At 60.7% G+C, this 23,428-nt stretch carries 23 protein-coding genes and 1 pseudogene; 4 read left to right on the top strand and 20 right to left on the bottom strand.

The window, feature by feature from the left end; translation table 11 throughout:
- Positions 1–20: 20 nt before the first annotated feature.
- Positions 21–650 (top strand): annotated as a pseudogene (locus GT753_RS17790) (tyrosine-type recombinase/integrase); the annotation flags it as partial.
- 95 nt (positions 651–745) lie between these two features.
- On the opposite strand, the gene hemB reads toward GT753_RS17790, so the two are convergent.
- The 12 genes from hemB to udp all read right to left on the bottom strand — a co-directional run bounded on the left by hemB (position 746) and on the right by udp (position 11,365).
- Positions 746–1,768, bottom strand: a complete 1,023-nt coding sequence (hemB, locus tag GT753_RS17795) for a porphobilinogen synthase (protein ID WP_004934463.1) — start codon at positions 1,766–1,768, stop codon at positions 746–748.
- 14 nt (positions 1,769–1,782) lie between these two features.
- Complete coding sequence (gene tatD / locus GT753_RS17800) at positions 1,783–2,565, bottom strand: 3'-5' ssDNA/RNA exonuclease TatD (RefSeq protein WP_031300084.1); 783 nt, start codon at positions 2,563–2,565, stop codon at positions 1,783–1,785.
- A gap of 53 nt (positions 2,566–2,618) precedes the next feature.
- Entirely contained in the window at positions 2,619–3,389 is a 771-nt protein-coding gene (gene tatC, locus GT753_RS17805; RefSeq protein WP_004934456.1) for a Sec-independent protein translocase subunit TatC, read from the bottom strand.
- Between the two features lie 3 nt (positions 3,390–3,392).
- Entirely contained in the window at positions 3,393–3,962 is a 570-nt protein-coding gene (gene tatB, locus GT753_RS17810; protein WP_004934455.1) for a Sec-independent protein translocase protein TatB, read from the bottom strand.
- 3 nt (positions 3,963–3,965) lie between these two features.
- On the bottom strand, positions 3,966–4,229 hold the full coding sequence (tatA, locus tag GT753_RS17815) for a Sec-independent protein translocase subunit TatA (protein WP_004934452.1): 264 nt from the start codon (positions 4,227–4,229) through the stop codon (positions 3,966–3,968).
- An 80-nt stretch (positions 4,230–4,309) separates the two neighbouring features.
- Complete coding sequence (gene ubiB / locus GT753_RS17820; RefSeq protein WP_004934451.1) at positions 4,310–5,941, bottom strand: ubiquinone biosynthesis regulatory protein kinase UbiB; 1,632 nt, start codon at positions 5,939–5,941, stop codon at positions 4,310–4,312.
- A complete protein-coding gene (locus GT753_RS17825) occupies positions 5,938–6,546 on the bottom strand; it encodes an SCP2 domain-containing protein (RefSeq protein ID WP_015376304.1) in 609 nt (202 codons plus the stop codon). Before GT753_RS17825 ends, ubiB begins: the two co-directional genes overlap by 4 nt.
- Before the next feature lie 13 nt (positions 6,547–6,559).
- Complete coding sequence (gene ubiE, locus GT753_RS17830) at positions 6,560–7,315, bottom strand: bifunctional demethylmenaquinone methyltransferase/2-methoxy-6-polyprenyl-1,4-benzoquinol methylase UbiE (RefSeq protein WP_004934443.1); 756 nt, start codon at positions 7,313–7,315, stop codon at positions 6,560–6,562.
- A gap of 78 nt (positions 7,316–7,393) precedes the next feature.
- Positions 7,394–8,941: a DNA recombination protein RmuC gene (gene rmuC / locus GT753_RS17835; protein ID WP_015376303.1), complete on the bottom strand. Its 1,548-nt coding sequence runs from the start codon at positions 8,939–8,941 to the stop codon at positions 7,394–7,396.
- Positions 8,942–9,081: 140 nt separating this feature from the next.
- A complete protein-coding gene (locus tag GT753_RS17840) occupies positions 9,082–9,612 on the bottom strand; it encodes a DedA family protein (RefSeq protein ID WP_004934438.1) in 531 nt (176 codons plus the stop codon).
- 79 nt (positions 9,613–9,691) lie between these two features.
- Positions 9,692–10,474, bottom strand: a complete 783-nt coding sequence (locus GT753_RS17845) for a tyrosine-protein phosphatase (RefSeq protein WP_015376302.1) — start codon at positions 10,472–10,474, stop codon at positions 9,692–9,694.
- Positions 10,475–10,603: 129 nt separating this feature from the next.
- Positions 10,604–11,365: a uridine phosphorylase gene (gene udp, locus GT753_RS17850; protein ID WP_004934432.1), complete on the bottom strand. Its 762-nt coding sequence runs from the start codon at positions 11,363–11,365 to the stop codon at positions 10,604–10,606.
- A 493-nt stretch (positions 11,366–11,858) separates the two neighbouring features.
- Between udp and GT753_RS17855 the strand changes: the two genes are divergently transcribed.
- On the top strand, positions 11,859–12,686 hold the full coding sequence (locus GT753_RS17855; protein WP_015376301.1) for a dienelactone hydrolase family protein: 828 nt from the start codon (positions 11,859–11,861) through the stop codon (positions 12,684–12,686).
- 86 nt (positions 12,687–12,772) lie between these two features.
- Here GT753_RS17855 and metE read toward each other — a convergent pair whose 3' ends face one another.
- The gene (gene metE, locus GT753_RS17860; RefSeq protein ID WP_174242154.1) at positions 12,773–15,061 is read right to left on the bottom strand and encodes a 5-methyltetrahydropteroyltriglutamate--homocysteine S-methyltransferase; all 2,289 of its coding nucleotides are present in this window, start codon (positions 15,059–15,061) and stop codon (positions 12,773–12,775) included.
- Positions 15,062–15,151: 90 nt separating this feature from the next.
- Here metE and metR point away from each other — a divergent pair, with 90 nt between their 5' ends.
- Positions 15,152–16,096, top strand: coding sequence for an HTH-type transcriptional regulator MetR (metR, locus tag GT753_RS17865; RefSeq protein WP_015376299.1), 945 nt, complete (start codon positions 15,152–15,154; stop codon positions 16,094–16,096).
- A gap of 16 nt (positions 16,097–16,112) precedes the next feature.
- Here metR and GT753_RS17870 read toward each other — a convergent pair whose 3' ends face one another.
- The gene (locus GT753_RS17870) at positions 16,113–16,973 is read right to left on the bottom strand and encodes a carboxylate/amino acid/amine transporter (RefSeq protein WP_015376298.1); all 861 of its coding nucleotides are present in this window, start codon (positions 16,971–16,973) and stop codon (positions 16,113–16,115) included.
- Positions 16,974–17,124: 151 nt separating this feature from the next.
- On the opposite strand from GT753_RS17870, the gene GT753_RS17875 reads away from it, so the two are divergent.
- Entirely contained in the window at positions 17,125–17,454 is a 330-nt protein-coding gene (locus GT753_RS17875) for a hypothetical protein (RefSeq protein ID WP_016929457.1), read from the top strand.
- On the opposite strand, the gene GT753_RS17880 is transcribed toward GT753_RS17875, so the two are convergent.
- The 6 genes from GT753_RS17880 to ugpB form a co-directional block, all read right to left on the bottom strand.
- Positions 17,435–18,391, bottom strand: coding sequence for an AEC family transporter (locus GT753_RS17880; protein WP_015376296.1), 957 nt, complete (start codon positions 18,389–18,391; stop codon positions 17,435–17,437). The two genes, GT753_RS17875 and GT753_RS17880, sit on opposite strands and share 20 nt — an antisense overlap.
- Positions 18,392–18,451: 60 nt before the next feature.
- Complete coding sequence (ugpQ, locus tag GT753_RS17885; protein ID WP_015376295.1) at positions 18,452–19,189, bottom strand: glycerophosphodiester phosphodiesterase; 738 nt, start codon at positions 19,187–19,189, stop codon at positions 18,452–18,454.
- Complete coding sequence (locus tag GT753_RS17890; RefSeq protein WP_015376294.1) at positions 19,189–20,259, bottom strand: sn-glycerol-3-phosphate import ATP-binding protein UgpC; 1,071 nt, start codon at positions 20,257–20,259, stop codon at positions 19,189–19,191. The genes ugpQ and GT753_RS17890 overlap by 1 nt, the downstream gene beginning before the upstream one ends.
- Before the next feature lie 5 nt (positions 20,260–20,264).
- Positions 20,265–21,110: a sn-glycerol-3-phosphate ABC transporter permease UgpE gene (gene ugpE / locus GT753_RS17895; protein ID WP_160125814.1), complete on the bottom strand. Its 846-nt coding sequence runs from the start codon at positions 21,108–21,110 to the stop codon at positions 20,265–20,267.
- Positions 21,107–21,994: a sn-glycerol-3-phosphate ABC transporter permease UgpA gene (gene ugpA, locus GT753_RS17900; RefSeq protein WP_015376293.1), complete on the bottom strand. Its 888-nt coding sequence runs from the start codon at positions 21,992–21,994 to the stop codon at positions 21,107–21,109. Before ugpA ends, ugpE begins: the two co-directional genes overlap by 4 nt.
- A 78-nt stretch (positions 21,995–22,072) precedes the next feature.
- Entirely contained in the window at positions 22,073–23,392 is a 1,320-nt protein-coding gene (gene ugpB, locus GT753_RS17905; RefSeq protein WP_004934396.1) for a sn-glycerol-3-phosphate ABC transporter substrate-binding protein UgpB, read from the bottom strand.
- Between the last annotated feature and the right edge of the window lie 36 nt (positions 23,393–23,428).

Genomic DNA, 23,428 nt, shown 5'->3' on the forward strand with positions numbered 1-23,428 from the left:
TTTACCGGGATGCTTACACCCTAATTGAGTCAGAACTATATAACGGTTAGCATCCATTCAGGGGATTCAAAAAACTGAAAGAGCAGACAGCCGAAACGGGCTATCTAACTCTTGAGGAAATTGACGCCTTACTTGCTGCGCTCTCAGGTGATAATCGTAAAATTGCGGTTTTGTGTTTGAGTACCGGGGCAAGATGGGGAGAAGCTGCGCGATTGAAGGCGGAGAATGTGATTCATAACCGGGTGTCTTTCGTTAAGACGAAAACCAACACACCGCGCACGGTCCCGATCTCTGATGACGTTGCGGCTTACGTAGTCGGCAAAGCACGAGGATTTCTGTTTCCTGAAGCCAGTTATGCTGAATTCAGGCGAATCCTCAAAGAAGTTAAGCCCGACTTACCGGCGGGGCAAGCAACGCATGCGCTGAGGCACTCTTTCGCCACACACTTTATGATTAACGGAGGCAACATCATTACACTGCAGAGGATTTTAGGTCATACGAAAATTGCGCAAACGATGGTCTATGCGCACTTCGCTCCTCAGTATCTGCAGGACGCGATTTCGCTTAACCCGTTGAAAGGTGCTAATGGTGGTCAGAGTGTCCACAATGTGTCCACACCCTACCCGCTTTTTATGGCTTTTGGCTGCTAGTAGTAAAACGTGAAGCCTTGTCTGACGCGGCTTTCCAGCTACGCCAGACATTAAAAAGGCGCCCTCAGGCGCCTTTTTGTTGGCTCATTTTACGCTTAGCGACGCATCGCATCGTCGTGCAGCCACTGCGCGACACGCTTGGCGAAGTAGGTCAGCACGCCGTCGGCGCCGGCGCGTTTGAAGCACATCAACGATTCCATCACCGCAGGTTGCTCCTGCAGCCAGCCGTTCTGAATCGCCGCCATATGCATGGCGTACTCGCCGGACACCTGATAAGCGAAGGTTGGCACACCGAAGGTATCCTTCACGCGGCGCACGACGTCGAGGTACGGCATGCCCGGTTTCACCATCACCATGTCCGCACCTTCCTGCAGATCCTGCGCAATCTCCTGCAGCGCTTCGTCGCTGTTGGCCGGATCCATCTGATAGGTCTTCTTGTTGCCGCCCTTCAGGTTGCCGCTGGAGCCCAACGCATCGCGGAACGGGCCGTAGTAGCAGGAAGCATACTTGGCGGAGTAGGCCATGATTTGGGTATTCACCAGGCCCTGCAATTCCAGACGATCGCGGATCGCCCCGATGCGGCCGTCCATCATGTCGCTCGGCGCCACGATTTCCGCCCCCGCTTCGGCATGGGACAGCGCCTGACGCACCAGAATGTCTTTGGTCACGTCGTTAATCACATAACCCTGCTCATCGATCACCCCGTCCTGCCCATGCGTGGTGTAGGGATCGAGCGCCACGTCGGTCAGAATGCCCAGTTCAGGCACCGCGTCTTTCAGCGCGCGCACCGTGCGCTGTACCAACCCTTCCGGGTTATAGGCTTCTTCCGCATGCAGCGATTTCAGGCTCGGTTCGATCACCGGGAACAGGGAAATCACCGGCACGCCAAGTTTGGCGATGGTTTCCGCTTCCTTCACCAGAAGATCGATCGTCATGCGCGATACGCCCGGCATCGAGGCCACTTCTTCCTGGCGGTTGCTGCCTTCCATGACAAACACCGGATAAATCAGGTCGTTGACCGTCAGTTGATTCTCGGCCACCAGGCGGCGGCTGAAGTCGTGACGGCGCACGCGGCGCATACGGCGACCAGGGAAGGTGCCCGGAAATGCATAGCTCATAGTTTTCTCCTAGCTCAAACCAGCCGGAATAGCCGGCGGGCGTTCTCATCGGTTTTTTGCCCCAGCCATTGCGGCTCTTCCTGTCGCCAGACGGCGACCTGCTGCACGATGTGGGGCAGGAAACAGGGTTCGTTGCGGCGAGATGCGGGTTTAGGCTGTAAATCCCGGGGCAACAGATAAGGGGCGTCCGTTTCCAGCAGCAGACGCTCGGCCGGGATCTGCGGCAACAGGGCACGCAATTCCAGGCCGCGCCGCTCGTCGCAGACCCAACCGGTAATCCCGATCGACAGGCCCAACGACAGGCAGCTTGTTAATTCTTCGGCGGTGCCGGTGAAGCAGTGCACCACGGCCGCGGGCAGTTTATCCAACCACGGCGTCAGTAGCTCGGCAAAACGTGCGTGTGCGTCGCGGCAATGAAGAAACACCGGCAGCGCCAACTCCGCCGCCAGCGCCAGCTGCGCGGTGAACGCCGCTTCCTGCTGTACGGGCGTCGAGAAGTTGCGATTAAAATCCAGGCCGCATTCGCCGATCGCCGCCACTTCAGGGCGTGCGGCTAACGCATAAATCTGCTCGGCAGTGTGTTCATCCCAACCGCTGGCGTAATGCGGATGCACACCGGCGGTAGACCAACCGTAGCCCGGATGTTGTTGCGCCAGTTCGGCGGCTTCGCGGCTCTCCGGCAGATCGGTGCCGGTAATCAACATCCCGGTCACCCCTGCGGTGCGGGCGCGCTCCACCACCGCCTGGCGGTCTTTGGCGAATTGGCTGCTGGTGAGATTAACGCCGATATCAAACATGATTTTTTCCAAAGCAAAAGCCGCCCAATGGGCGGCTTCGCAATCAAGATGGATCAGGGAGCTGGCGGTTCGTCACCCTCGTCTTCTTCTTCCGCCTGCGGACGACGTTTGCCGGTATAGAAGCGGGCGAAGAACACCCCCACTTCAAACAGCAGATACATCGGTATTGCCAACAGGGTTTGCGAGAACACGTCCGGCGGCGTCAACAGCATGCCGACCACAAACGCGCCAACCAACACATACGGCCGTTTCTTCTTCAGATCTTCCGGCGAGGTGACGCCACTCCAGCACAGCAGAATGATGGCGACCGGCACTTCGAAAGCGACGCCGAACGCCATAAACAGCGCCATGACGAAATCGAGGTAGTTTTTGATGTCGGTGGCAATGGTCACCCCCATCGGCGCGGTCTTGGCAAAGAAGCCGAAGGCCAGCGGGAACACGATGAAGTAGGCGAAAGCCATGCCGAGGTAGAACAGCAGGCTGCTGGACACCAGCAGCGGCATCATCAGGCGGCGTTCATGCTTGTACAGCGCCGGCGCGATGAATGCCCACACCTGATACAAAATCATCGGTGCGGAGACGAACACCGAGACGATCATGGTCAATTTGATCGGCGTAAAGAACGGTGACGCCACGTCGGTAGCGATCATGCTCGCCCCGGCCGGCAGCTGCTTGAGCAGCGGCGCAGAGACCAACTGGTAGATGTCGTTGGCGAAAAACACCAGCACCACGAACACCGCCAGCACGCAAATAATCGAGTTCAACAGCCGCTTGCGCAGCTCTATCAGATGACTGATAAGGGGTTGGGTATCTTCAACAGCCATGTATTAACGATCGCCACTAGGTTGGTGAGACGCTGGGGTTTTATCCGCAACAGGTTCGACAGGTGCCGGCGCGGTTTCCGCCGGCGCCTTAGCCGGTTGCGCCGCCACCGGCGGTGCTGGTGACACGGGCGCGACGGCTTCAGGTTCCGCTGCCGGTTTTGGCGCGGCGGCGGGCGCACTGGCGCGGGTTGCCGCTTCCGCCGGCGTCACGCCGTCGTGCAAGGCTTCCGGATCGGTGATCTGCGGGTTATGAATGGTGTTCGCCAGCTCTTCTTTCTCGCCCTGGTAGGTGCGTTTCAATGATTCCGCCGCGTCTTTCAGCTCATCCATCGACGCCTTCAGTTCCGGCGTCAGGTTCTGCAGGCCGGCCTGTTCCGCTTTTTTCAGGCTGTCCTGCAGCTCCTGCAGCTTCAGCTCCTGAGACAGTTCGTGCTGCACCGAGGCCGCCAGCGAGCGCAGCGCGCGGATCCAGCCCGATACCGTTCTGACCGCGACCGGCAAGCGTTCCGGCCCCAGAACAACCAGGCCGATCACCAGCACCAGCAGCAGCTCACTAAACCCAATGTCAAACACGGTTTATACCTGCTCTTTGTTCTTCGACTCTTCCGGTTTCACTTCCGGCTGCTTATCGGTAATAGGCTTGGCCGAGAAGTCAGCGTCATCCAGGCTGCTTTTCTCAGCCGTGTTGGGGGTCGACGGCGTATCGTCGCCGATCGCCTTCTTGAAGCCCTTGATCGAGGCGCCGAGATCGGAGCCCAGCGTGCGCAGTTTTTTGGTACCGAACAACAGCACCACGATCACTGCGATGATCAACAATTGCGTAATACTAATACCGCCCATTTTAATTACCTCTAATTTTAAAGGGTCTTTTAAAGCCAGCCCGCATTATAGAGCCGACTTTACCAGAGTAACGAATTAAATCAGGTGGTTCGCTTCCAGCCAATCACCCAGCATACGATGCCGGCGGCCATCATCCAGGCGGGAAACACCTCGATTTGCCCCAGCAGCAACAGCGTGCCGCTTACCAACAGTGTAGCGCCAACGCCGAACAAATAACGTGACTGCCCCTGACGAACCCGCTGAGCCTGCATCTGGTTGGTCAGCTTATCAACGCTTTGTTGCAACAGTTTATGCTGCTGCAAGCTATCGTAAAACAGCTCGGGCAGTTCCGGCAGCTTCTCCGCCCAGAACGGCGCTTTCTCTTTCAGCGCACGCACCACGGCGGGAATGCCGACCTGATCGCGCAGCCAGCTCTCGAGGAACGGCTTGGCGGTGGTCCACAGATCCAGTTGCGGATAGAGCTGACGCCCCAGTCCTTCAACATACAGCAAGGTCTTCTGCAATAACACCAGCTGCGGCTGCACTTCCATATTGAAGCGTCGCGCGGTGTTGAACAGGTTCAGCAGCACGTTGCCGAAGGAAATCTCCGCCAGCGGCTTCTCGAAAATCGGCTCGCACACGGTGCGGATGGCGAATTCGAAGTCTTCCACGTTGGTGTCGCGCGGCACCCACCCGGAGTCGACGTGCAGTTCCGCCACCTTGCGGTAATCACGGTTGAAGAAGGCGATGAAATTTTCCGCCAGGTAGCGTTTATCATCCTTGTTCAGCGAACCGACGATGCCGCAGTCGATGCCGATGTAGCAAGGATCTTCCGGATGTTCGTAGCTGACGAAAATATTACCGGGATGCATGTCCGCATGGAAGAAGCTGTCGCGGAAGACCTGGGTAAAGAACACCTGGACGCCGCGTTCCGCCAACAGTTTCATGTTGGTGCCCTGCTGTTCCAGCGTGGCGATGTCCGAGACCGGAATGCCGTAAATGCGCTCCATCACCAATACGCTTTCGCGGCAGTAGTCGGAATAAACTTCCGGTACGTACAGCATTGGGCTGCCGTCGAAATTGCGGCGCAGCTGAATGGCGTTAGCCGCTTCGCGCAGCAGGTTCAATTCGTCCAGTAGAGTTTTCTCATACTCGCGTACCACTTCGCGCGGGCGCAGACGGCGGCCGTCCGGCAACAGCTTCGGCACCCAGCCTGCCAACCGGTACATCAGACGCACGTCGGCCTTGATGATCGGCCCGATATCCGGCCGGATCACCTTCAGCACCACTTCCTGGCCGGTGGTTTTCAACCGCGCGGTATGCACCTGCGCGATCGAGGCAGAGGCCAGCGGCTGCTGATCGAAGTCATCGAACCAGGTCTCCAGCGGGCCGCCCATCGCCAGCTCGATATGCTTACGCGCCAACGCGCCATCGAAAGGCGCCACCCGATCCTGCAGCAGCGTCAGCTGATCGGCAATGTGCGGCGGGAACAGATCGCGGCGGGTCGACATCATCTGGCCGAACTTGATCCAGACCGGCCCCAATTCCTGCAGCGCCAGCCGCAGACGTTCACCCAGCGGTTTGTCCTTGTGCCGATTCGGCATCCAGAACAGCAGCCGGCGGCCAAAGCGCAGCGGCAGCGTCAACCGCATTTTAGGGATCAGCTCGTCCAGCCCGTAGCTGAGAAAAACGCGGACGATAAAATACAAACGGCGCAGTTCGCCTGGGGTCATCGCTTGCCCTCCAACTTGTCCATGCGGGCAATCAGCGCTTCCGCGCTGCGGGCGAGTGCGTCAACTTCTTCGTTGAACCACACCACTTCCAGCGGCCCCGGCGCCAGGCGCCACTCTTCTGTCAACGCCTCAGCCATGTCTTGCTGCCGGCGCATAAAGCCGGCTTTCAGCAGCGAGGCGCCTTTTCCCAGCGCCTGTGTAATGCCTTGGGCGGCGATATCGCCGATGTAGGGCGCCAGCCACTCCGCCGGATCCCACTCCGCCAGATCGAGCAGGCCAACCAGCTGTTGCACCACCTGAATATCGCCTTCCACCGTCAATTCGCCGCTGCGCATCAGCACCGGCAACTGCTGGCGATCGCGCAGCTTCAGCAAGGAGGGAATGCGGCTACGCACGGTGCAATCGGCGCTGTCTTCAGACTGCCCCAGCACATCCACGCGCAGTTCGCTGAACACCAGCACCAGCGGCGAAGCCAACTCTTCCAGTTCGATGCGCAGCACCTTGCCCGCCAGGCGTTGGCGGGCGGCTTTCATGCTGCGATCGCGAAACAGCAGGTTATTCAGCGAGGTTTCCAGCGCACCGGTCAGCAGAGGGGTAAACAGCATCGGCATCTCCCTCTCAGAACTTGAAGCCGCGATGCAGGGCGACAATACCACCGGTCAGGTTGAAATAGGTGACGTTTTCAAAACCGGCGTTGCCCATCATGCCCTTCAGGGTTTCCTGATCGGGGTGCATGCGGATCGATTCCGCCAGGTAGCGGTAGCTGTCCGGATCTTTCACCACCAGCTCGCCGATCTTCGGCAGCACGTGGAAAGAGTAGGCGTCATAGGCTTTGCTCAGCGGCGCCAGCAGCGGCTTGGAGAATTCCAGCACCAGCAGACGGCCGCCCGGCTTCAGCACGCGGAACATCGAGCGCAGCGCTTTGTCTTTGTCAGTGACGTTACGCAGGCCAAAGGAGATGGTGATGCAATCGAAGTAATTGTCCGGGAACGGCAGCGCTTCGGCGTTGGCCTGCACGTAATTGATGTTGCCGACGATGCCGCGATCGCGCAGCTTCTCGCGTCCCATCTTGAGCATCGAATCGTTGATGTCCGCCAGCACCACCTGCCCCTGCTCGCCCACCATGCGGGAGAACTTGGCGGCCAGGTCGCCGGTACCGCCGGCCAGATCCAGCACGCGCTGCCCGCGGCGCACGCCGCTGCAGTCAATGGTGAAACGCTTCCAGATACGGTGAATACCGAACGACATCAGGTCGTTCATCACGTCATACTTTGCCGCTACCGAATGGAAAACGTCCGCCACCATGGCCTGTTTTTCGTCTCTAGCGACGGTGCGAAAACCGAAATCGGTGGTTTCCTGCGATTGATCTGCCATTGTCCTGCCTGCTATTCAGTCAATTTTGTGTGGATGAGTGTACCAGAAGCCCGGTGAATACCCCACCTCGCCACGGCCTCAGCCGTGCGAAACGAAGCCCGGTTCCCCGGCGGTATCGTCATCGTCGTTCGTCTGCGGCAGCGCGGCGACATCATCGTCGTTCGCCTCTTCCGCTTCATCGTGTTGCGCGCCGGCTTGCTGCGCCAGCAGCGGGTTTATCGGCCGTTTGACCTCAACCCCCAACGCGCGGAAACCTTCAATTTGGCCGATAAGATTACCACGGCCTTCGCTCAGTTTGTTCATCGCCTGACGATAACTGCCCTGCGCCTTGTCCAGGCTCTGCCCCAGCGCGGACATATCGTCCACGAACAGCCGCATCTTGTCATACAGTTTCGCCGCGCGATCGGCGATGCGCTGGGCGTTCTGGCTCTGATGCTCATAGCGCCACAGGTTGGTGATGGTACGCAGCGCCACCAGCAACGTGGTCGGGCTGACCAGCATGATGTTGTGCTTAAGCGCTTCGCTGATCAGCTCCGGCTCGCGATCGATAGCCAGCAGGAAGGCGGGCTCGACCGGAATGAACATCAGCACATAATCCAGCGAACGCAGCCCCGGCAACTGCTGATAGTCCTTGCGGCCCAGCATGCGGATGTGGCCGCGCAGCGAGGCGATATGTTCGCTCAGCGCCGCTTCGCGCTCCGCCTCATCCTCGCCGTTGAAATAGCGCTCGTAGGCGATCAGCGACATCTTGGCGTCAATCACTACATCCTTACCCTGCGGCAGGCGCACGATCACATCGGGCTGCATGCGGCTCTGATGATCCACCCGCACGTTGACCTGCGTTTCATACTCATGTCCTTCGCGCAGGCCGGAAGCCTCCAGCACCCGGCTCAGCACCACCTCGCCCCAGTTGCCCTGCGTTTTGTTGTCGCCTTTCAGCGCCTTGGTGAGGTTGATCGCCTCGCGCGCCATCTGCGCGTTCAACTGCTGCAGATTGCGTATCTCGTGCGTCAGCGTATGGCGCTCCCGCGCCTCCTGGCCAAAGCTGTCCTGCACCTGCCGGCGGAAACCGTCCAGCTGTTCGCGCAGCGGCAACAGTAAACGATCCAAACTTTGCTTATTTTGCTCGTCCACCTTGCGGCCGCTGTGTTCAAAAATGCGGTTGGCGAGATTTTCAAACTGGGTGGTGAGCCGCTGTTCGCTGTTGATAAGCAGGCGCTGCTTCTCCTCCGCTGCCATACGCGTCTCTTCCAGACGGATGGTGACTTCGCGCAGTTCGGCTTCCTGCGCGCTGTTAACCTCGCGCTGGGCGCGCAGCTCCTGATTGAGCAGTTCGCATTCGTTGCGCCAATGGTTGAGCTGTTGCAGCTTCTCATGTCCGGCCGCCAGTTGGCTGTGCAGATTGCGCAGCTCCAGCTCGCTCTGGCGCGACTGCTGTTCGTGGCGCTGCAGCGTTTCCTGCCGCGCCGCCGTTTCCTGCTGCGCCTGCTGCAACGCTTGCTCCAGCAACCGCAGCTCGGTTTCATGTTGCGCATGCGTCTGCTGCACCCGCAGACTGGCGATCAGCCACCCCAACAGCATGCCGATCGCTACGCCGCCAATCCCATAAATCAGACTGGTATCCACCCTGCCTCCTGTTGCACCTTGCCGTTGCGGCGTTTTGCACGCCCATTGCCCGTCACGTTAAGGGGAGGCTGTATGGATGTCCAGCCTGATTTTGCCGGCCGCGCACAATATTGCGCGGCGCTGCGCAATTTAGCGAGAAATCAACCCAGCCACTGGCTGAGCCACTTGATGCCGAACGCCCCCGGCGCCAGAATGCCGAACGCCCAGATCATCGCCGACGTGACGTTGGCCAGTTGGAAATAGCGCTGCGGCATGCCGCAAATGCCGCCCACCAACGGCACCACGGCGCGCAGCGGGCCGAAGAAGCGGCCGATGAAAATGCCCAGCACGCCCCAGCGTTCAAAGAAGGCGTGGCCGCGCGCCAGCAGCTGCGGATTGCGCGACAGCGGCCACATATGGGCCACGCGATCCTGATAGTGATAGCCGATCCAGTAAGAGAGCCAGTCGCCGAAAAACGCCCCGGCGGCGGCGGCGGCCCAAATCGGCCAAAAGGCGATGCCGCTTTCGCCGATCAGCGCGCCCAGCGCCAGCAGGATCACCGTGGCCGGCAGCAGCAGCGACAAAAACGCCAGCGACTCGCCGAACGCCAGGAAGAAGATGATGGGAATGGCCCAGCCTTCGTGCTGACGCACGACGTCGCTGACCCAGTTGATAACGTCATTGAGGCTCAATACGGGGCTCCTGATACGCGATGGTTCGCCGCCTAGGATAAGCCGGGGCGAGTTAAACCCCGGTTAAACACGCAGCGATTTACTCGAGGTAGAACGCCTGCAGCGCTTCGCGCTGGGCCGCGCCCAGACCGTATTCCGCTTCCAGCCAGCGGTCGGTGGAGCCGTATTGCTGACGGATGCAGCCCAGCGCCGTCATCAGGAACTCCTCGCGCGCGCTGAGCACGTAGGCGAATTGCTCCAGCGCCGCCGCATTCAGCTTGATAGAGAGCTGATCCAGCATCTGCTCGCGGAAAGTGGCCAGCGTGGTTTCAGTCAGCAGATAGTCTTCCAGCACCGTCGCTTCGTCGGCCCCCAGCGCGAACAGCACCAGTGCCGAACCGACCCCGGTGCGATCCTTGCCGACTGCGCAGTGCTGCACGATCGCGCCGCCGCCGGGGTTGCTCAGCAGCTGCGCCAACCGCTGATAGGCCACATTGCCGAACGGCAGGCGGCGATACAGTTCCAGCATGAACGCGCGGGCGTCGAAAGCGGCCAGCGTTTCGTTGGTGAGCTTCTCCAGGTTGGCGTTGACTTCGCTGCTCAGCGGGTTGGCCGGCACGTGATGATAGTCGGCGCCATTCCACAGAATATCCGGTTTGGCCTGCACTTCGTCGGCATCGCGGTAGTCCAGCACCGAACGCACCGGCACGCCGGCGAGAAAGGCGCAGTCGTTTTCCGTCAGCCGCTCGAGGGAACCGGAACGAAACAGCAGGCCGCGCTTGATGCGGCGCCCGTCGGCCACGCCGTTGCCGCCGAAGTCACGGAAATTAATGCCGCCGTCGAGCGGCGCAAGCGAAGGATGAAGCAGGATCTGGGCGGTCATAAACGTCCTCATTGTTTTTGTTATGACAACGCGCGGCGGCCATCGGCGCAGCGCTGAGGAGTATCACCGTAACAGATTAGTCGCGAATGGAAAAACGGGCCGCGGCGGCGGCCCGTTGAGGGAAGGCGATTACAGCAGACGGCGGGCGGCATCCACCACGATCTGCACCGCTTTGCTTTCGGTGTTTTTCATGGTCTCGGCGTTCGGGATCTCTTGCTGGGTGCGGTTAACGATCACCCCAGCCACCATGCCGGCACGCAGGCCCTGGCTGGCGCACATGGTCAGCAGCGTGGCGGACTCCATTTCATAGTTCATCACGCCCATCGCCTGCCACTCTTCCATCGAGCCTTTAAAACGGCTGACCACGCGGCCGGAGTAGGTGTCGTAACGTTCCTGGCCCGGGTAGAAAGTATCGGAAGAAGCGGTTACGCCAATGTGGGTGGTCGCGCCGCTGGCTTTGGCCGCTTCCACCAGCGCGGTGGTGCAGGCGAAGTCCGCAACCGCCGGGAACTCCATCGGCGCAAAGTGCAGGCTGGCGCCGTCGAGGCGTACCGCCGCCGTAGTCACCAGCACGTCACCGACGTTGATATTGGCCTGAATGGCGCCGGTGGTGCCGATGCGCAGGAAGGTGCGAATGCCCAGCTGCGCCAGCTCTTCCACCGCGATAGAGGTAGACGGGCCGCCAATACCGGTGGAGCAGACGATCACCGCCTTGCCGTCCAGCTCTGCGCGCCAGGTGGTGAATTCACGATGGGAGGCCAGATGCACCGGATTTTCCATCAGCTTGGCAATCTTCTCTACGCGCTGCGGATCGCCCGGCACGATGGCAAGCTGGGCCCCTTGTAAATCGTTCTTGGTGAGGCCGAGATGAAAAACGTCAGACTGAGACATACGAGACTCCTCATGGATCATGTTTATTGGGAGGAACAAAAAAGCACTCTACTGAAAATCGCCGCTTAATTTCGTGACGACAGTCACTATGAAAAGAGAAACAAATTACATGCTACATATTTTTTGTGATTTTTATCACAAAAAATCACTATCACTATAAGGCATCCAGAATGCACCGCTAAACCTCAGTCTAGCCGACAAACCTTGCAGCTCCCTGCCCGTTGGTTGCCGGCTGAAACTATTTAGCTCATCAATCCGAAATAACTCCATCTTATCGGTTGCTTAGGGGCAAAAAAGCCCTCTAACGCACCTTATGGCACTTACGCGGGCCAAAACGCGTAATAACATGATAAAAAGCGCTTAAAAATGCCGCAAAGCCAGATAATTAGCCGTTTTTTATCGACTTGTCCGAAAGTGCGCCACGCAGCGCCAATAATGGGTAATCTTTCCTATAGTTAATCTCAGCGCTTTTTTCTATTGCACGGAGACCGCAATGAAAACCGAACATGTGATGACATTAGAACAGGCTCAGGGGGGATTCGCCCCGGCCGCCGCGCCGTTGGCCGCCTCCGCGATTATCACCGACGAACAGGGCATTCATGCCGGGCAAACGACCATCCCTTCTCAGGGCGACGCGCTGCCGGCCTACGTCGCCAAACCCGCCGACCATAACGGCCCCTTTCCCATCGTGCTGGTGGTGCAGGAAATCTTCGGCGTCCATGAGCACATTCAGGATCTTTGCCGTCGCCTGGCCAAGCAGGGCTATCTGGCGATCGCGCCTGAGCTCTATTTTCGCCAGGGCGATGCCAACGACTACAGCGATATCGGCGAGCTGTTCCAGCAGTTGGTGACCAGGGTGCCGGATCGTCAGGTGCTGTCGGATCTGGATCACGCCGCGCACTGGGCTATCCGCCACGGCGGCGACGCCGGCAAGCTGGCGATCACCGGCTTCTGCTGGGGCGGCCGCATTACCTGGCTGTACGCGGCGCACAACCCGCAGTTGAAGGCGGCGGTCGCCTGGTACGGCAAACTGGTCGGCGAGAAAACGCTGAATTCACCGAAGCATCCGGTCGATGTCGCCACCCACCTGTCGGCGCCGGTACTGGGGCTGTATGGCGGGCAGGACAGCGGCATTCCGCTGGAGACGGTGGAAACCATGCGCCAGGCGATACGCGCCGCCAACGCCGAGGCCGAAATCGTGGTGTACCCCGAGGTTGGGCATGCGTTCAACGCCGATTATCGTCCCAGCTACAACGCCGAAGCGGCGCAAGACGGCTGGCAACGCATGCTGGCGTGGTTCGCCCAGCACGGCGTCAAGTAACCTCCCCCGCATAAAAAAGGGCGCCGAAGCGCCCAATCATCACACCAGTCAATCTGTAAGCGGCGGAGCTCATCCGCCGCACGCCATCACGCCTGCTCGCGCAGGCGCTGCGCCGCCAATACCATGTTGGCCAGCGACTGCCGGGTTTCCGGCCAACCGCGGGTTTTCAGGCCGCAGTCCGGGTTAACCCACAGGCGTTCCGCCGGGATGTTCTGCGCCGCTTTACGCAGCAGCGCTTCGATCCATTCCACGCTCGGCACGTTCGGCGAGTGGATATCGTAGACGCCCGGCCCGATTTCGTTCGGGTATTCGAACTCTTTGAAGGCTTCCAGCAGATCCATATCGGAACGCGAGGTCTCGATGGTGATCACGTCGGCGTCCAGCGCGGCGATGGAGTCCATGATGTCGTTGAACTCGCAGTAACACATGTGGGTGTGGATCTGGGTGTCATCCTGCGCCACGGCGGCGTTCAATTTGAAGGCGTCCACCGCCCAGTTCAGGTAGGCGGCCCAGTCGGATTGGCGCAGCGGCAGCCCCTCGCGCAGGGCGGGTTCGTCGATCTGAATGATGCCGATACCGGCTTTTTCCAGATCTTCCACCTCGTCGCGCAGCGCCAGCGCAATCTGCTTGGCAATCACTTCGCGGGTCACGTCTTCACGCGGGAACGACCAGCACAGGATGGTGACCGGCCCGGTCAACATGCCTTTTACCGGCTTGTCGGTCAGCGACTGGGCGAATTTGGCCCATTCGACGGTGATGGCTTCCGGGCGGCTGACGTCACCGATGATCACCGGCGGCTTCACGCAGCGGGAGCCGTAGCTCTGCACCCAGCCGTTCTGGGTAAACACGAAGCCGTCGAGGTTCTCGCCGAAATATTCCACCATGTCGTTGCGCTCGGCTTCACCGTGCACCAGCACGTCCAGCCCGAGGCGCTCCTGCTCAACGATCGCCTGTTTGATGTGCTCTCCAATGCTGGTGCGGTAGTTGTTGCCGTCCAAACGGCCCTGTTTGAAATCCAGGCGCAGGCCGCGGATCTCGGTGGTTTGCGGGAACGAACCGATGGTGGTGGTCGGCCAGGCCGGCAGGTTGAAACGTTCGCGCTGCGCCCTGGCGCGCTCGGCGTAAGCGCTGTGGCGCTCGCTGTCCTGCGCAGTGATCGCGGCCAGACGGCGCTCAACCTGCGCATTGTGTACACGGCTCGACTGACGGCGGGCGCGGATCGGTGCGCTGTAGGCGTCCAGTTCGGCTTGCTTCGCCGCGTCAGGCGCGTTCAGCGCCGCAGCCAGCAGCGCCAACTCGGCGCATTTTTGCAGCGCGAAGGCGAACCAGCTTTTCACTTCTTCATCCAGACGGCTTTCCACGCTCAGGTCGATCGGGCTGTGCAGCAGTGAACAGGAGGAGCCAATCCACAACGGGCGGGTGCCCACCAGCGGCTGAAGACGTTCGAACCAGCGGCTCAGATCGGCGCGCCAAACGTTGCGGCCGTTGATCACGCCCAGCGACAGCAGCCAGTCTTGCGGCAATGCGGCGCTCAGCGCGGCGATATCGTCGTGACCGGCGACCAGATCGACGTGCAGCCCCTGCACCGGCAGCGTGCGAACCGTATCGAGGTTGTGGCCGACGCTGTCGAAATACGTGGTCAACAACAGCTTAACCTGCCCCTGCAGCGCGTCGTAAGCTGGTTTAAAGGCGTCCAGCCAGGCCTGCGGCAGCTCCAGCACCAGCGCAGGCTCGTCAATTTGCACCCACTCGACGCCGCGTTTCGCCAGCTCGGCCAGCACCTGCTGGTAAACCGGCAGAATGTCTTTCAGCAGCGACAGGCGATCGAACGGCTCGCCCTTCACTTTACCCAGCCACAGATAGGTCACCGGGCCCAGCAGCACCGGTTTGATGCGGTGACCAAGCGCCAGCGCTTCGTCCACTTCATCCAGCAGTTGGGTCCAGCCCAGCTTGAACTGCTGGCCTTGTTGGAACTCGGGCACCATGTAGTGGTAGTTGGTGTTGAACCATTTGGTCATTTCTGCCGCGGCCGCCGGCTCGCCGGTCGGTGCGCGGCCACGGCCGATGCGGAACAGCGTGTCCAGATCGATCGAGCCATCCGCATTCTGATGGCGCGCCGGCACGTTACCCAGCAGCAGGCTGGTGGTCAACACATGATCGTACCAGGCGAAATCGCCGACCGGCACCAAATCCACCCCGGCCTGCTGTTGCTGTTGCCAATGGCGAGCGCGCAGCTCGCGGCCAACCGCCAACAGCTCTTCCTGCGTTGAGTTGCCGGCCCAGTAGCTTTCCTGAGCTTTTTTTAGCTCACGTCGTAGCCCAACGCGAGGAAAACCCAGTGTGTGATTCAAAATTGCCATCGTCTTATTCCCCATTTAGCCGTCCAGATGTTTACACATCCATAATCAGCAGGTACTGTATTAACCACAAGCGCAATTTATTCACTGTCAATGTGAAGGACTCTCATGATCGAACTGAAACATTTACGGACGCTGCAGGCCCTGCGCAGCAGCGGTTCGCTGGCGGGGGCGGCGGCCCAACTTCATCAGACGCAGTCTGCCCTGTCGCACCAGTTCAGCGATCTTGAGCAACGTCTGGGCTTCAAGCTGTTCGTGCGCAAGAGCCAGCCGCTGCGCTTCACCGCCCAGGGCGAGATCTTGCTGCAGCTGGCGGAACAGGTGCTGCCGCAAATCTCACAGGCGCTGCAGGCCTGCCACGAGCCGCACCAGACCACGCTGCGCATCGCCATCGAATGCCACAGCTGCATTCAGTGGCTGACGCCGGCACTGGACAATTTCCGCCAGCGTTTCCCGCAGGTGGTGATGGACTTCACCTCCGGCGTGACTTTCGATCCGCAGCCGGCCCTGCAACAGGGCGAGCTGGATCTGGTGATGACGTCGGATATTCTGCCGCGCAGCGGCCTGCACTATTCGCCGATGTTCGATTTCGAGGTGCGTCTGGTGCTGGCGCCGGATCATCCGCTGGCCGGCAAGCCGCACATCGAGCCGGCAGACTTGAGCGATGAAACGCTGTTGATTTACCCGGTGCAGCGCCAGCGGCTGGATATCTGGCGGCATTTCCTGCAGCCGGCGGGCGTCAACCCGGCATTGAAGAACGTCGATAACACGCTGCTGCTGATCCAGATGGTCTCGGCGCGGATGGGGATTGCGGCGCTGCCGCATTGGGTGGTGGAGAGTTTCGAACGGCAGGGGCTGGTGGTGACCAAAACCCTGGGTGACGGCCTGTGGAGCCGCCTGTACGCCGCCGTGCGCGACGGCGAACAGCGCCAGGCGGTGACCGAAGCCTTTATCCGCTCGGCCCGCCAGCACGCCTGCGATCATCTGCCGTTCGTGCGCGACGCGGCACGCCCCGGCGCGACCGGCGCCAAAGCATTGGCGGCCGGCGTATAAACTGTCGCCCTCCCGTTTAGCCGAGCTGTTTCGGCGCCACCCAGCGGCGGTGCACCCACAGCGAAGCGACGATCACCGCCCCGCCGATGATAAAGCTCGGCCAGTGCGGCTGTTGCTGCCAGATGGCAAGGTTGACCAACAAGCCGGCCGGCACATGCATGTTGTTCATGATGCCGAGCGTGCCGGCATCCACCTGCGTCGCGCCGTAGTTCCACATGAAATAGCCCAGCCCCGACGCCACCACGCCCAGCCAGATCAGCACGCCCCACTGCAGATTGGTCGTCGGCAGCTGCTGCGGATTGCCCCACAGGAACCAGGCCACCACCGCCACCACCGCCGCCCCCAGGTAGAACCAGGAAAAGGCGGTGTGCTGCGGCAAGGGGTGCACTTCCATCAGGCGCTTATAGCCGACCATGCCGATGGCGAAGCTGATGTTCGCCGCCTGCACCAACAGCAGCCCCCACCAGAAGTGTTCGCTCAGTTGGTGATAGCGAATGATCGCCGCGCCCAGCACCGCCAGCAGCGCGCTGAACACATAGCCCCAGCGTAAACGTCGGCCGCTCAGTAAGTCGTAGATCAGCGTGATGTACAGCGGCGTCAACACGGTGAACAGCAGGAATTCGGGTACCGTCAGGTAGAGATAGGCGCGGAAGCTGAACAGATACATGATGCCCAGTTGGAAGGCGCCCACCAGCATATACAGCAGGATCACCCTGGGCTTGATATTGCGCCAGCGCAGGAACGGCAGGAACACCAGCGCCGCCAGCCCGATGCGCACCAGCGCCGAAAACCCGCTGTCGACCTGACCCGCCAAATACTCGCCGATCAGGCTAAAAGAAAACGCCCACAGAATGGTGGTGATAACCAAGAGCAGCACGATGGGTTCATCCTAGCAATTCATAAACCGCGATTGTAACGGAAGATGGGCACCGCGTTGGCGAAAAGGCGGTTTACATTTGAACAAAAGACAAACTACCAGCAAAATTTCACCGCTGGGTTAGGCTTAATAAAAAAGCGAGGTAACCATCATGAAAACGTCTCACATCCTGTTCGCTCTGCTGTTGCTGCCCGGCCTGGCTGCAGCGGCCAACGGCGTAACCGATCTGCGTTCACAGCAGCAGCTTCTCAACCAAAACAGCCAACAGGCGCAGCAACAGCGCTTGTTGAACAACCGGCAGATGGATCAACGCCGCCTGCAACAGCAGCGCCAGTTCGACAATCAACGGCAACAGCTGTTGCAAACCACGCCGAACGGCGGCCAGCTGCTGCCTAACGGCAACCAGCCGCGCGATCCGTTCAACCGTACCGCGCCGGCGGTGCCGCAGGCCCCGCTGCCGGCTACGCCCGCACGCCCATAACGGTGAGGATCAGCGGCGTGGTGATCGCCGCCAGCACGGTGGACATCACCAGGCTGGTGGCGGCCGGGCCGGTGAGCGTATTGAACTGGCGCGACATCAGGTAGACATTCACCCCCACCGCCATTGAGCCCAGCAGCACCACCACGCGGGTCTCCATCGGCGGCAGATCCATCATCCAGGCCAGCAGCCAAATCACCAACGGCTGTACCAGCAACTTCAGCACGCAGATGGCGCTGCTCAGTTGCCAGCCTTCGCTGATGCGGTACTCGGCGAGCCCCATGCCAAGCACCACCAGCGACAGCGGCGCCGCCACCTGGCCGAGCATGCTGACCGGCCGATCGACGAAGTCCGGCAGCGGCAGGCCGGTCAGGCTAAACAGCGTGCCGGACAAAATGCCGACGATCAGCGGGTTGGTCAGCACGCTGCGCGCGGTTTTAGCAAAGCCCCCCAGCGTCGGCGAGCCGTTGCGCGCCCATTCGATCGACACCGTGACCAGCGTCCACAGGATCAGGCCGTTGAACACCAGCACCAGCGCCACCGACGGGATCGCCGCCTGCCCCAGCATCACGCTGGCGATCGGTAAACCGAGCATCACGTTATTGGAGAAAATACCGCCCAGCGCAAACACCGACCCGGCGACGCCATCCAGCCGGAAAAGGTACCGGGCAACCAGGCGGCCGAGCACGAACACGATCAGGCAACTGCCGAAGAACGCGATCAACAGCCGGGCATCGACCGCCGGACGCTGCGAGAAGTCGCACATCATGCGAAACAGCATGGCGGGCAAGGCGAGGGAAAACACAAAGCGCGTCAGGCCATCGGTGATGCTGGCGGGCCATTTCCCCCAGCGAATCAGCCCATAACCCAACGCGATCAGGACGAACAGCGGTAATGACAGCACCATCTGGTGCCACAGTGACAGGATAAAGCCAGGCATCGCATTCCTTCCGGTGGTGCGGCGGCAAGGCTTGTCGTCGCAGGATTCATCGGCGCCGGATTAGAACTCCGGGCCAATCAAATCTATCCGGTCGGTGCAAATGCAGTCAACGCCCCAGTCGAGCAGCAGGCGCGCGCGATCAGGCTGGTTAACGGTGTACACCAGAATGCGCAGACCGGCGTCTTTCAACGCTTTCACCCGCTCGGCGGTCAGCGCCTTGTGGTCGATATGCAACGAGACGCAGTCCAGACGTTCGGTCAGCTCGCGCCAGTTGTCGTCCCAGTCCTCCAGCAGCAAGCCGCGCGGCAAATCCGGCACGGTGCGTTGCGCCGCCGCCAGCGCTTCCACCGAGAAGGAGGAGAGCAACGGGTCGGTCTGCCCTTGCCACAGCAGCCGCGCCGCCAGCGCCACCACCCGGCCGGTTTCGTCGTCGCTGCCGGTGGTCGGTTTGATCTCGATATTGGCCATCAGGCCGTGTTCCCGGCAGCGTTCCGCCACCTCCGACAGCAGCGGCAGCCGCTCGCCCTTGAAGGCCGAGCTGTACCAGTTGCCGGCGTCCAGCTGCACCAGCTTATCCCACGGCAGCTCGCCCGCCACGCCCCAGCCGTTGCTGGTGCGATCCAGCGTATCATCATGCAGCAGGAAAATTTGTCCGTCCTGCGCCAGTTTGGCGTCGAACTCGATCATCTTGTGGCCGTGGCGCGCGCCGACGTCGATCGCCGCCAGGGTATTTTCCGGCGCCAGAGAACCGCCGCCGCGGTGGGCAACGATATGAGGGTAAGGCCAGGGTCTCGTCATCAATCCATCCGTAATCCGCTGTGGGTGTCAAAGAAGTGCAGCGCCTGAGCAGGCAGCTGCAAATATAGCGTACTGCCCGCCGTCGGCAAGGTTTCATGCGACAGCCGCGCGATCACCCCGTGACCGCCCCACTGGCCGTGCGCCAGATTGTCGGCTCCCAGCAGTTCCAGCGTCTGCAGCTGCAGCGGCACGCCCTGGCCTTGCGCCACCAATTGAATATGCTCCGGCCGAATGCCCAGCGTCAACGGCCGCCCCGCCCACTGCGGTTTGGCCGCAGGCAACGGCAGCGCCATGCCGTCCGCCAGCAGCAGCTGGCTACCGTCGGCACTCAGGGTGCCGGGCAGCAAATTCATCGCCGGCGAGCCGATAAAGCCGGCGACGAACAGCGAAGCCGGCCGTTGGTACACTTCGCTCGGCGTGCCGATCTGTTCCGCCACGCCCTTGTTCATCACGATCACCCGCTGCGCCAGCGTCATCGCCTCCACCTGATCGTGGGTCACGTACAGGCTGGTGGTTTTCAGGCGTCGGTGCAGCTGTTGCAGCTCCAGGCGCATCTGCACCCGCAGTTTGGCGTCCAGGTTGGACAAGGGTTCATCGAACAGGAACACCGCCGGTTCGCGCACGATGGCGCGCCCCATCGCCACGCGCTGACGCTGGCCGCCGGATAGCTCGCGCGGTTTACGCTTGAGCAGCGGCTCCAGCTCCAGAATGCGCGCCGCCTCCTCCACCCGCTGGCGGATATGCTCCTTGCCAAAACCGCGGATCTTGAGGCCGTAGGCCATGTTGTCGTATACGCTCATGTGCGGATAGAGCGCGTAGTTCTGAAACACCATCGCGATGCCGCGATCCTTGGGCTCCAGATCGGTCACGCGCCGGGTATCGATATAAATATCGCCGCTGGTGGTGCGTTCCAGCCCGGCCACCATCCGCAGCAGCGTGGACTTGCCGCAGCCGGACGGGCCGACCATCACGATGAACTCACCGTCCGCCACATCGAGATCGATCTGTTTGATCACCGGCGTTTTACCGTCGTAAGACTTGGTGACCGCCTGTAGTTTTAATCCTGCCATCGTCGTTATTTCTCGCTATCAACCAGACCGCGCACAAACCAGCGCTGCATCAGAAGCACCACCGCCAGCGGTGGCAATAAAGTCAGAATCATCGCCGCCATCACCTGGTTCCACTGGGTCGGCGCGCCGGAAGTGGAGATCATGCTCTTGATGCCCGCTACCGCGGTGCCCATCGAGGCGTCGCTGGTGATCAGGATCGGCCACAGGTATTGGTTCCAGCCGTAGATAAAGGTGATGACGAACAGCGCCGCCAGATTGGTTTTCGACAGCGGCAACACGATGTCCCAGAAGAAACGCATCGGCCCGGCGCCGTCGATGCGCGCCGCCTCCAGCAGCTCATCCGGCAGCGTCATGAAGAACTGGCGCAGCAGGAAAGTGGCGGTAGCCGAGGCCATCAGCGGCAGCGTCAGGCCGGTATAGCTGTCCAGCAGGTTGAGGTTGGAGATCACCTCCACCGTCGGGAAAATACGCACTTCCACCGGCAGCATCAGGGTGAGGAAAATCAGCCAGAAGAACAGGCTGCGCAGCGGAAAGCGGAAGTACACGATGGCGTAAGCCGACAGCACCGACACCGCGATTTTGCCGCAGGTGATCGCCAGCGCCATGATCACGCTGTTGAGCAACAGCAGCGAGAACGGCACCTTGAGGTTGCCCACGCCGCCCTGCCAGATATTGCGGATGTTCTCCCGCAGGTGGCCGCCGGGCACCAGCGTCATCGGCACCTGAAACACCTGTTTGTCGTCCAGCGTGGCGGCGACAAAGGCCACGTACAGCGGGAACAGCACCACCAGCACGCCGATAATCAGCATCACATGGCTGAAGATGTCCAGCCCGCGTCGATTCTCAATCATTGGTAGCGCACCTTACGTTCAACGAAGCGGAACTGGATCACCGTCAGGCCGATCACCAGCAGCATCAGGATCACCGACTGCGCGGCGGAGCTGGAGAGATCCAATCCGGCGAAGCCTTCGCGGTAGATCTTGTAGATCAACGTGGTGGTGGACTGCACCGGCCCGCCGCCGGTGGCGGCGTCGATCACCGGGAAGGTATCGAAGAAGGCGTACACCAGATTGACCACCAGCAGGAAGAAGCTCACCGGCGCGATCAGCGGCAGCACCAGATGGAAGAAGCGGCGTACCGGGCCGGCGCCGTCGATGGCCGCCGCCTCCACCAGCGAACGCGGGATCGACTGCAGCGCCGCGAGGAAAAACAGGAAGTTATAGCTTATCTGCTGCCATACCGAGGCCAGCACCACCAGGAACATCGCCTGGCCGCTGTTTTGCGCATGGTTCCAGTTATAGCCCAGCCCATTGAGGAAGTGGGTGATCAACCCCAGACCGGGATTGAACAGAAAGATCCACAGCACCGCCGCCACCGCCGGCGCCACCGCGTAGGGCAGGATCATCAGCGTGCGATAGAGGCGGCTGCCGCGCAGCACGTAGTCCACCAGCGCAGCGAAGAACAGCGAGACCGCCAGCCCGATGCCCGCCACCAGGAAGCTGAAGATCAGCGTGGTGTAGAACGAGTCGAGGTAGTAAGGATCCTGGAACAGCTGCTTAAAGTTATCCAGCCCGACAAACTGGCTGGACAGGCCGAACGGATCGAGACTCTGCACCGAATACCACAGCGCCTCGCCGGCGGGCCATAAAAAGAAGACGGCGGTAATCAGCAGCTGCGGCAGCACCAATGCATAGGGCAACCAGCTGCAGCCGAAACCGGGACGGGAAGATGACATAGACGTTAAACCATTAATCGGGTGCGGGAGGATCGGCGTGAAGACGCGAGCCCGGTCCGCCGGGCCCGCGACGCAGGGTTATTTGGTTGATGCTTCGAAGCGACGCAGCAGTACGTCACCGCGCTGCACGGCGGCGTCCAACGCCTGCTGAGGCGTTTTCTTGCCGGTCCACACGCCTTCCAGCTCCTCATCCACCACGCTGCGGATCTGCGGCATGTTGCCCAGGCGCAGGCCCTTGGTGAACGGCAACGGCGGCTTGTTCAACATCTGGCGAGTGGCGACGTCGGCACCCGGGTTCTTGTCGTAGAAGCCCTGCTGCTTGGTCAGATCGTAAGCCGCGGTGGTGATCGGCAGATAGCCGGTCTTCTGGTGCCATTCGGCGGCGATTTCCGGTTGCGCCAGGTACTGCAGGAACTCGGCCACGCCCTTGTAGGTGGCGGCGTCTTTGCCGTTCATCACCCACAGGCTGGCCCCGCCAATGATGGCGTTCTGCGGCGCGTTTTTCGCGTCGGCATCGTAAGGCATCATGCCGACGCCGTAGTTGAATTTGGCGTAGTGCTTGATGTCCGCCAGCGAACCGGAAGAGGCGGTGGTGATGGCGCAATCGCCGTTGTAGAACTTCTCGGTGGATTCGTCTTTGCGGCCGAAGTAGGTGAAATCACCCTTCTTGTTCATCGCTTCGAGCAGCGCGATATGCTTGACCTGCAGCGGTTGGTTGAACTCCAGCTTGGCACTGGTGCCGCCGAAACCGTTGTTTTCACTGGCGAACGGCACGCCGTGCCAGGCGCTGAAGTTCTCCAGTTGGATCCAACCTTGCCAGCCGCTGGCGTAACCGCACTTCATGCCGGCTTCGCGCAGCTTGGCGGTATCCGCCGCCAGTTCCTGCCAGGTTTTCGGCGGTTGATCCGGGTTCAGGCCGGCCTTTTTGAAGGCGTCTTTGTTGTAGTACAGCACCGGCGTGGAGCTGTTGAACGGCTGCGACAGCAGATGGCCGCTCTTGTTGTCGGTGTAATAGCCGGCCACCGTCGGCACGAACACCGATTCGTCGAAGTTGATGCCGGCCTCTTTAAACACTTCGTAGACCGGCTTGATGGCTTTGCTGGCCATCATGGTGGCGGTGCCCACTTCGTAAACCTGCAGGATCGCCGGCGCCTTGCCGGAGCGGTAAGCGGCGATACCCGCCGCCAGGCTCTGTTCGTAGTTGCCTTTATAAACCGGCACAATCTTGACGTCGCTGTGCGACTGGTTGAAGCGATCCGCCAGAGAGTCCACTTCTTTACCCAGTTCGCCTTCCATCGAATGCCAGAACGGGATTTCTGTCGCCGCCAGCGCCTGGGCGCTGACCGCCAGGGTCAATGCGACGCACAGCGTGGTTTTGCGAATAGCGTAGGTGAGCATGCCTAACTCCTGAAAAAGCTGGTGTAAAAGCGCGTG

The organism is Serratia sp. Z4, assembly GCF_009900725.1.
Taxonomy (GTDB): Bacteria; Pseudomonadota; Gammaproteobacteria; order Enterobacterales; family Enterobacteriaceae; genus Serratia; species Serratia nematodiphila.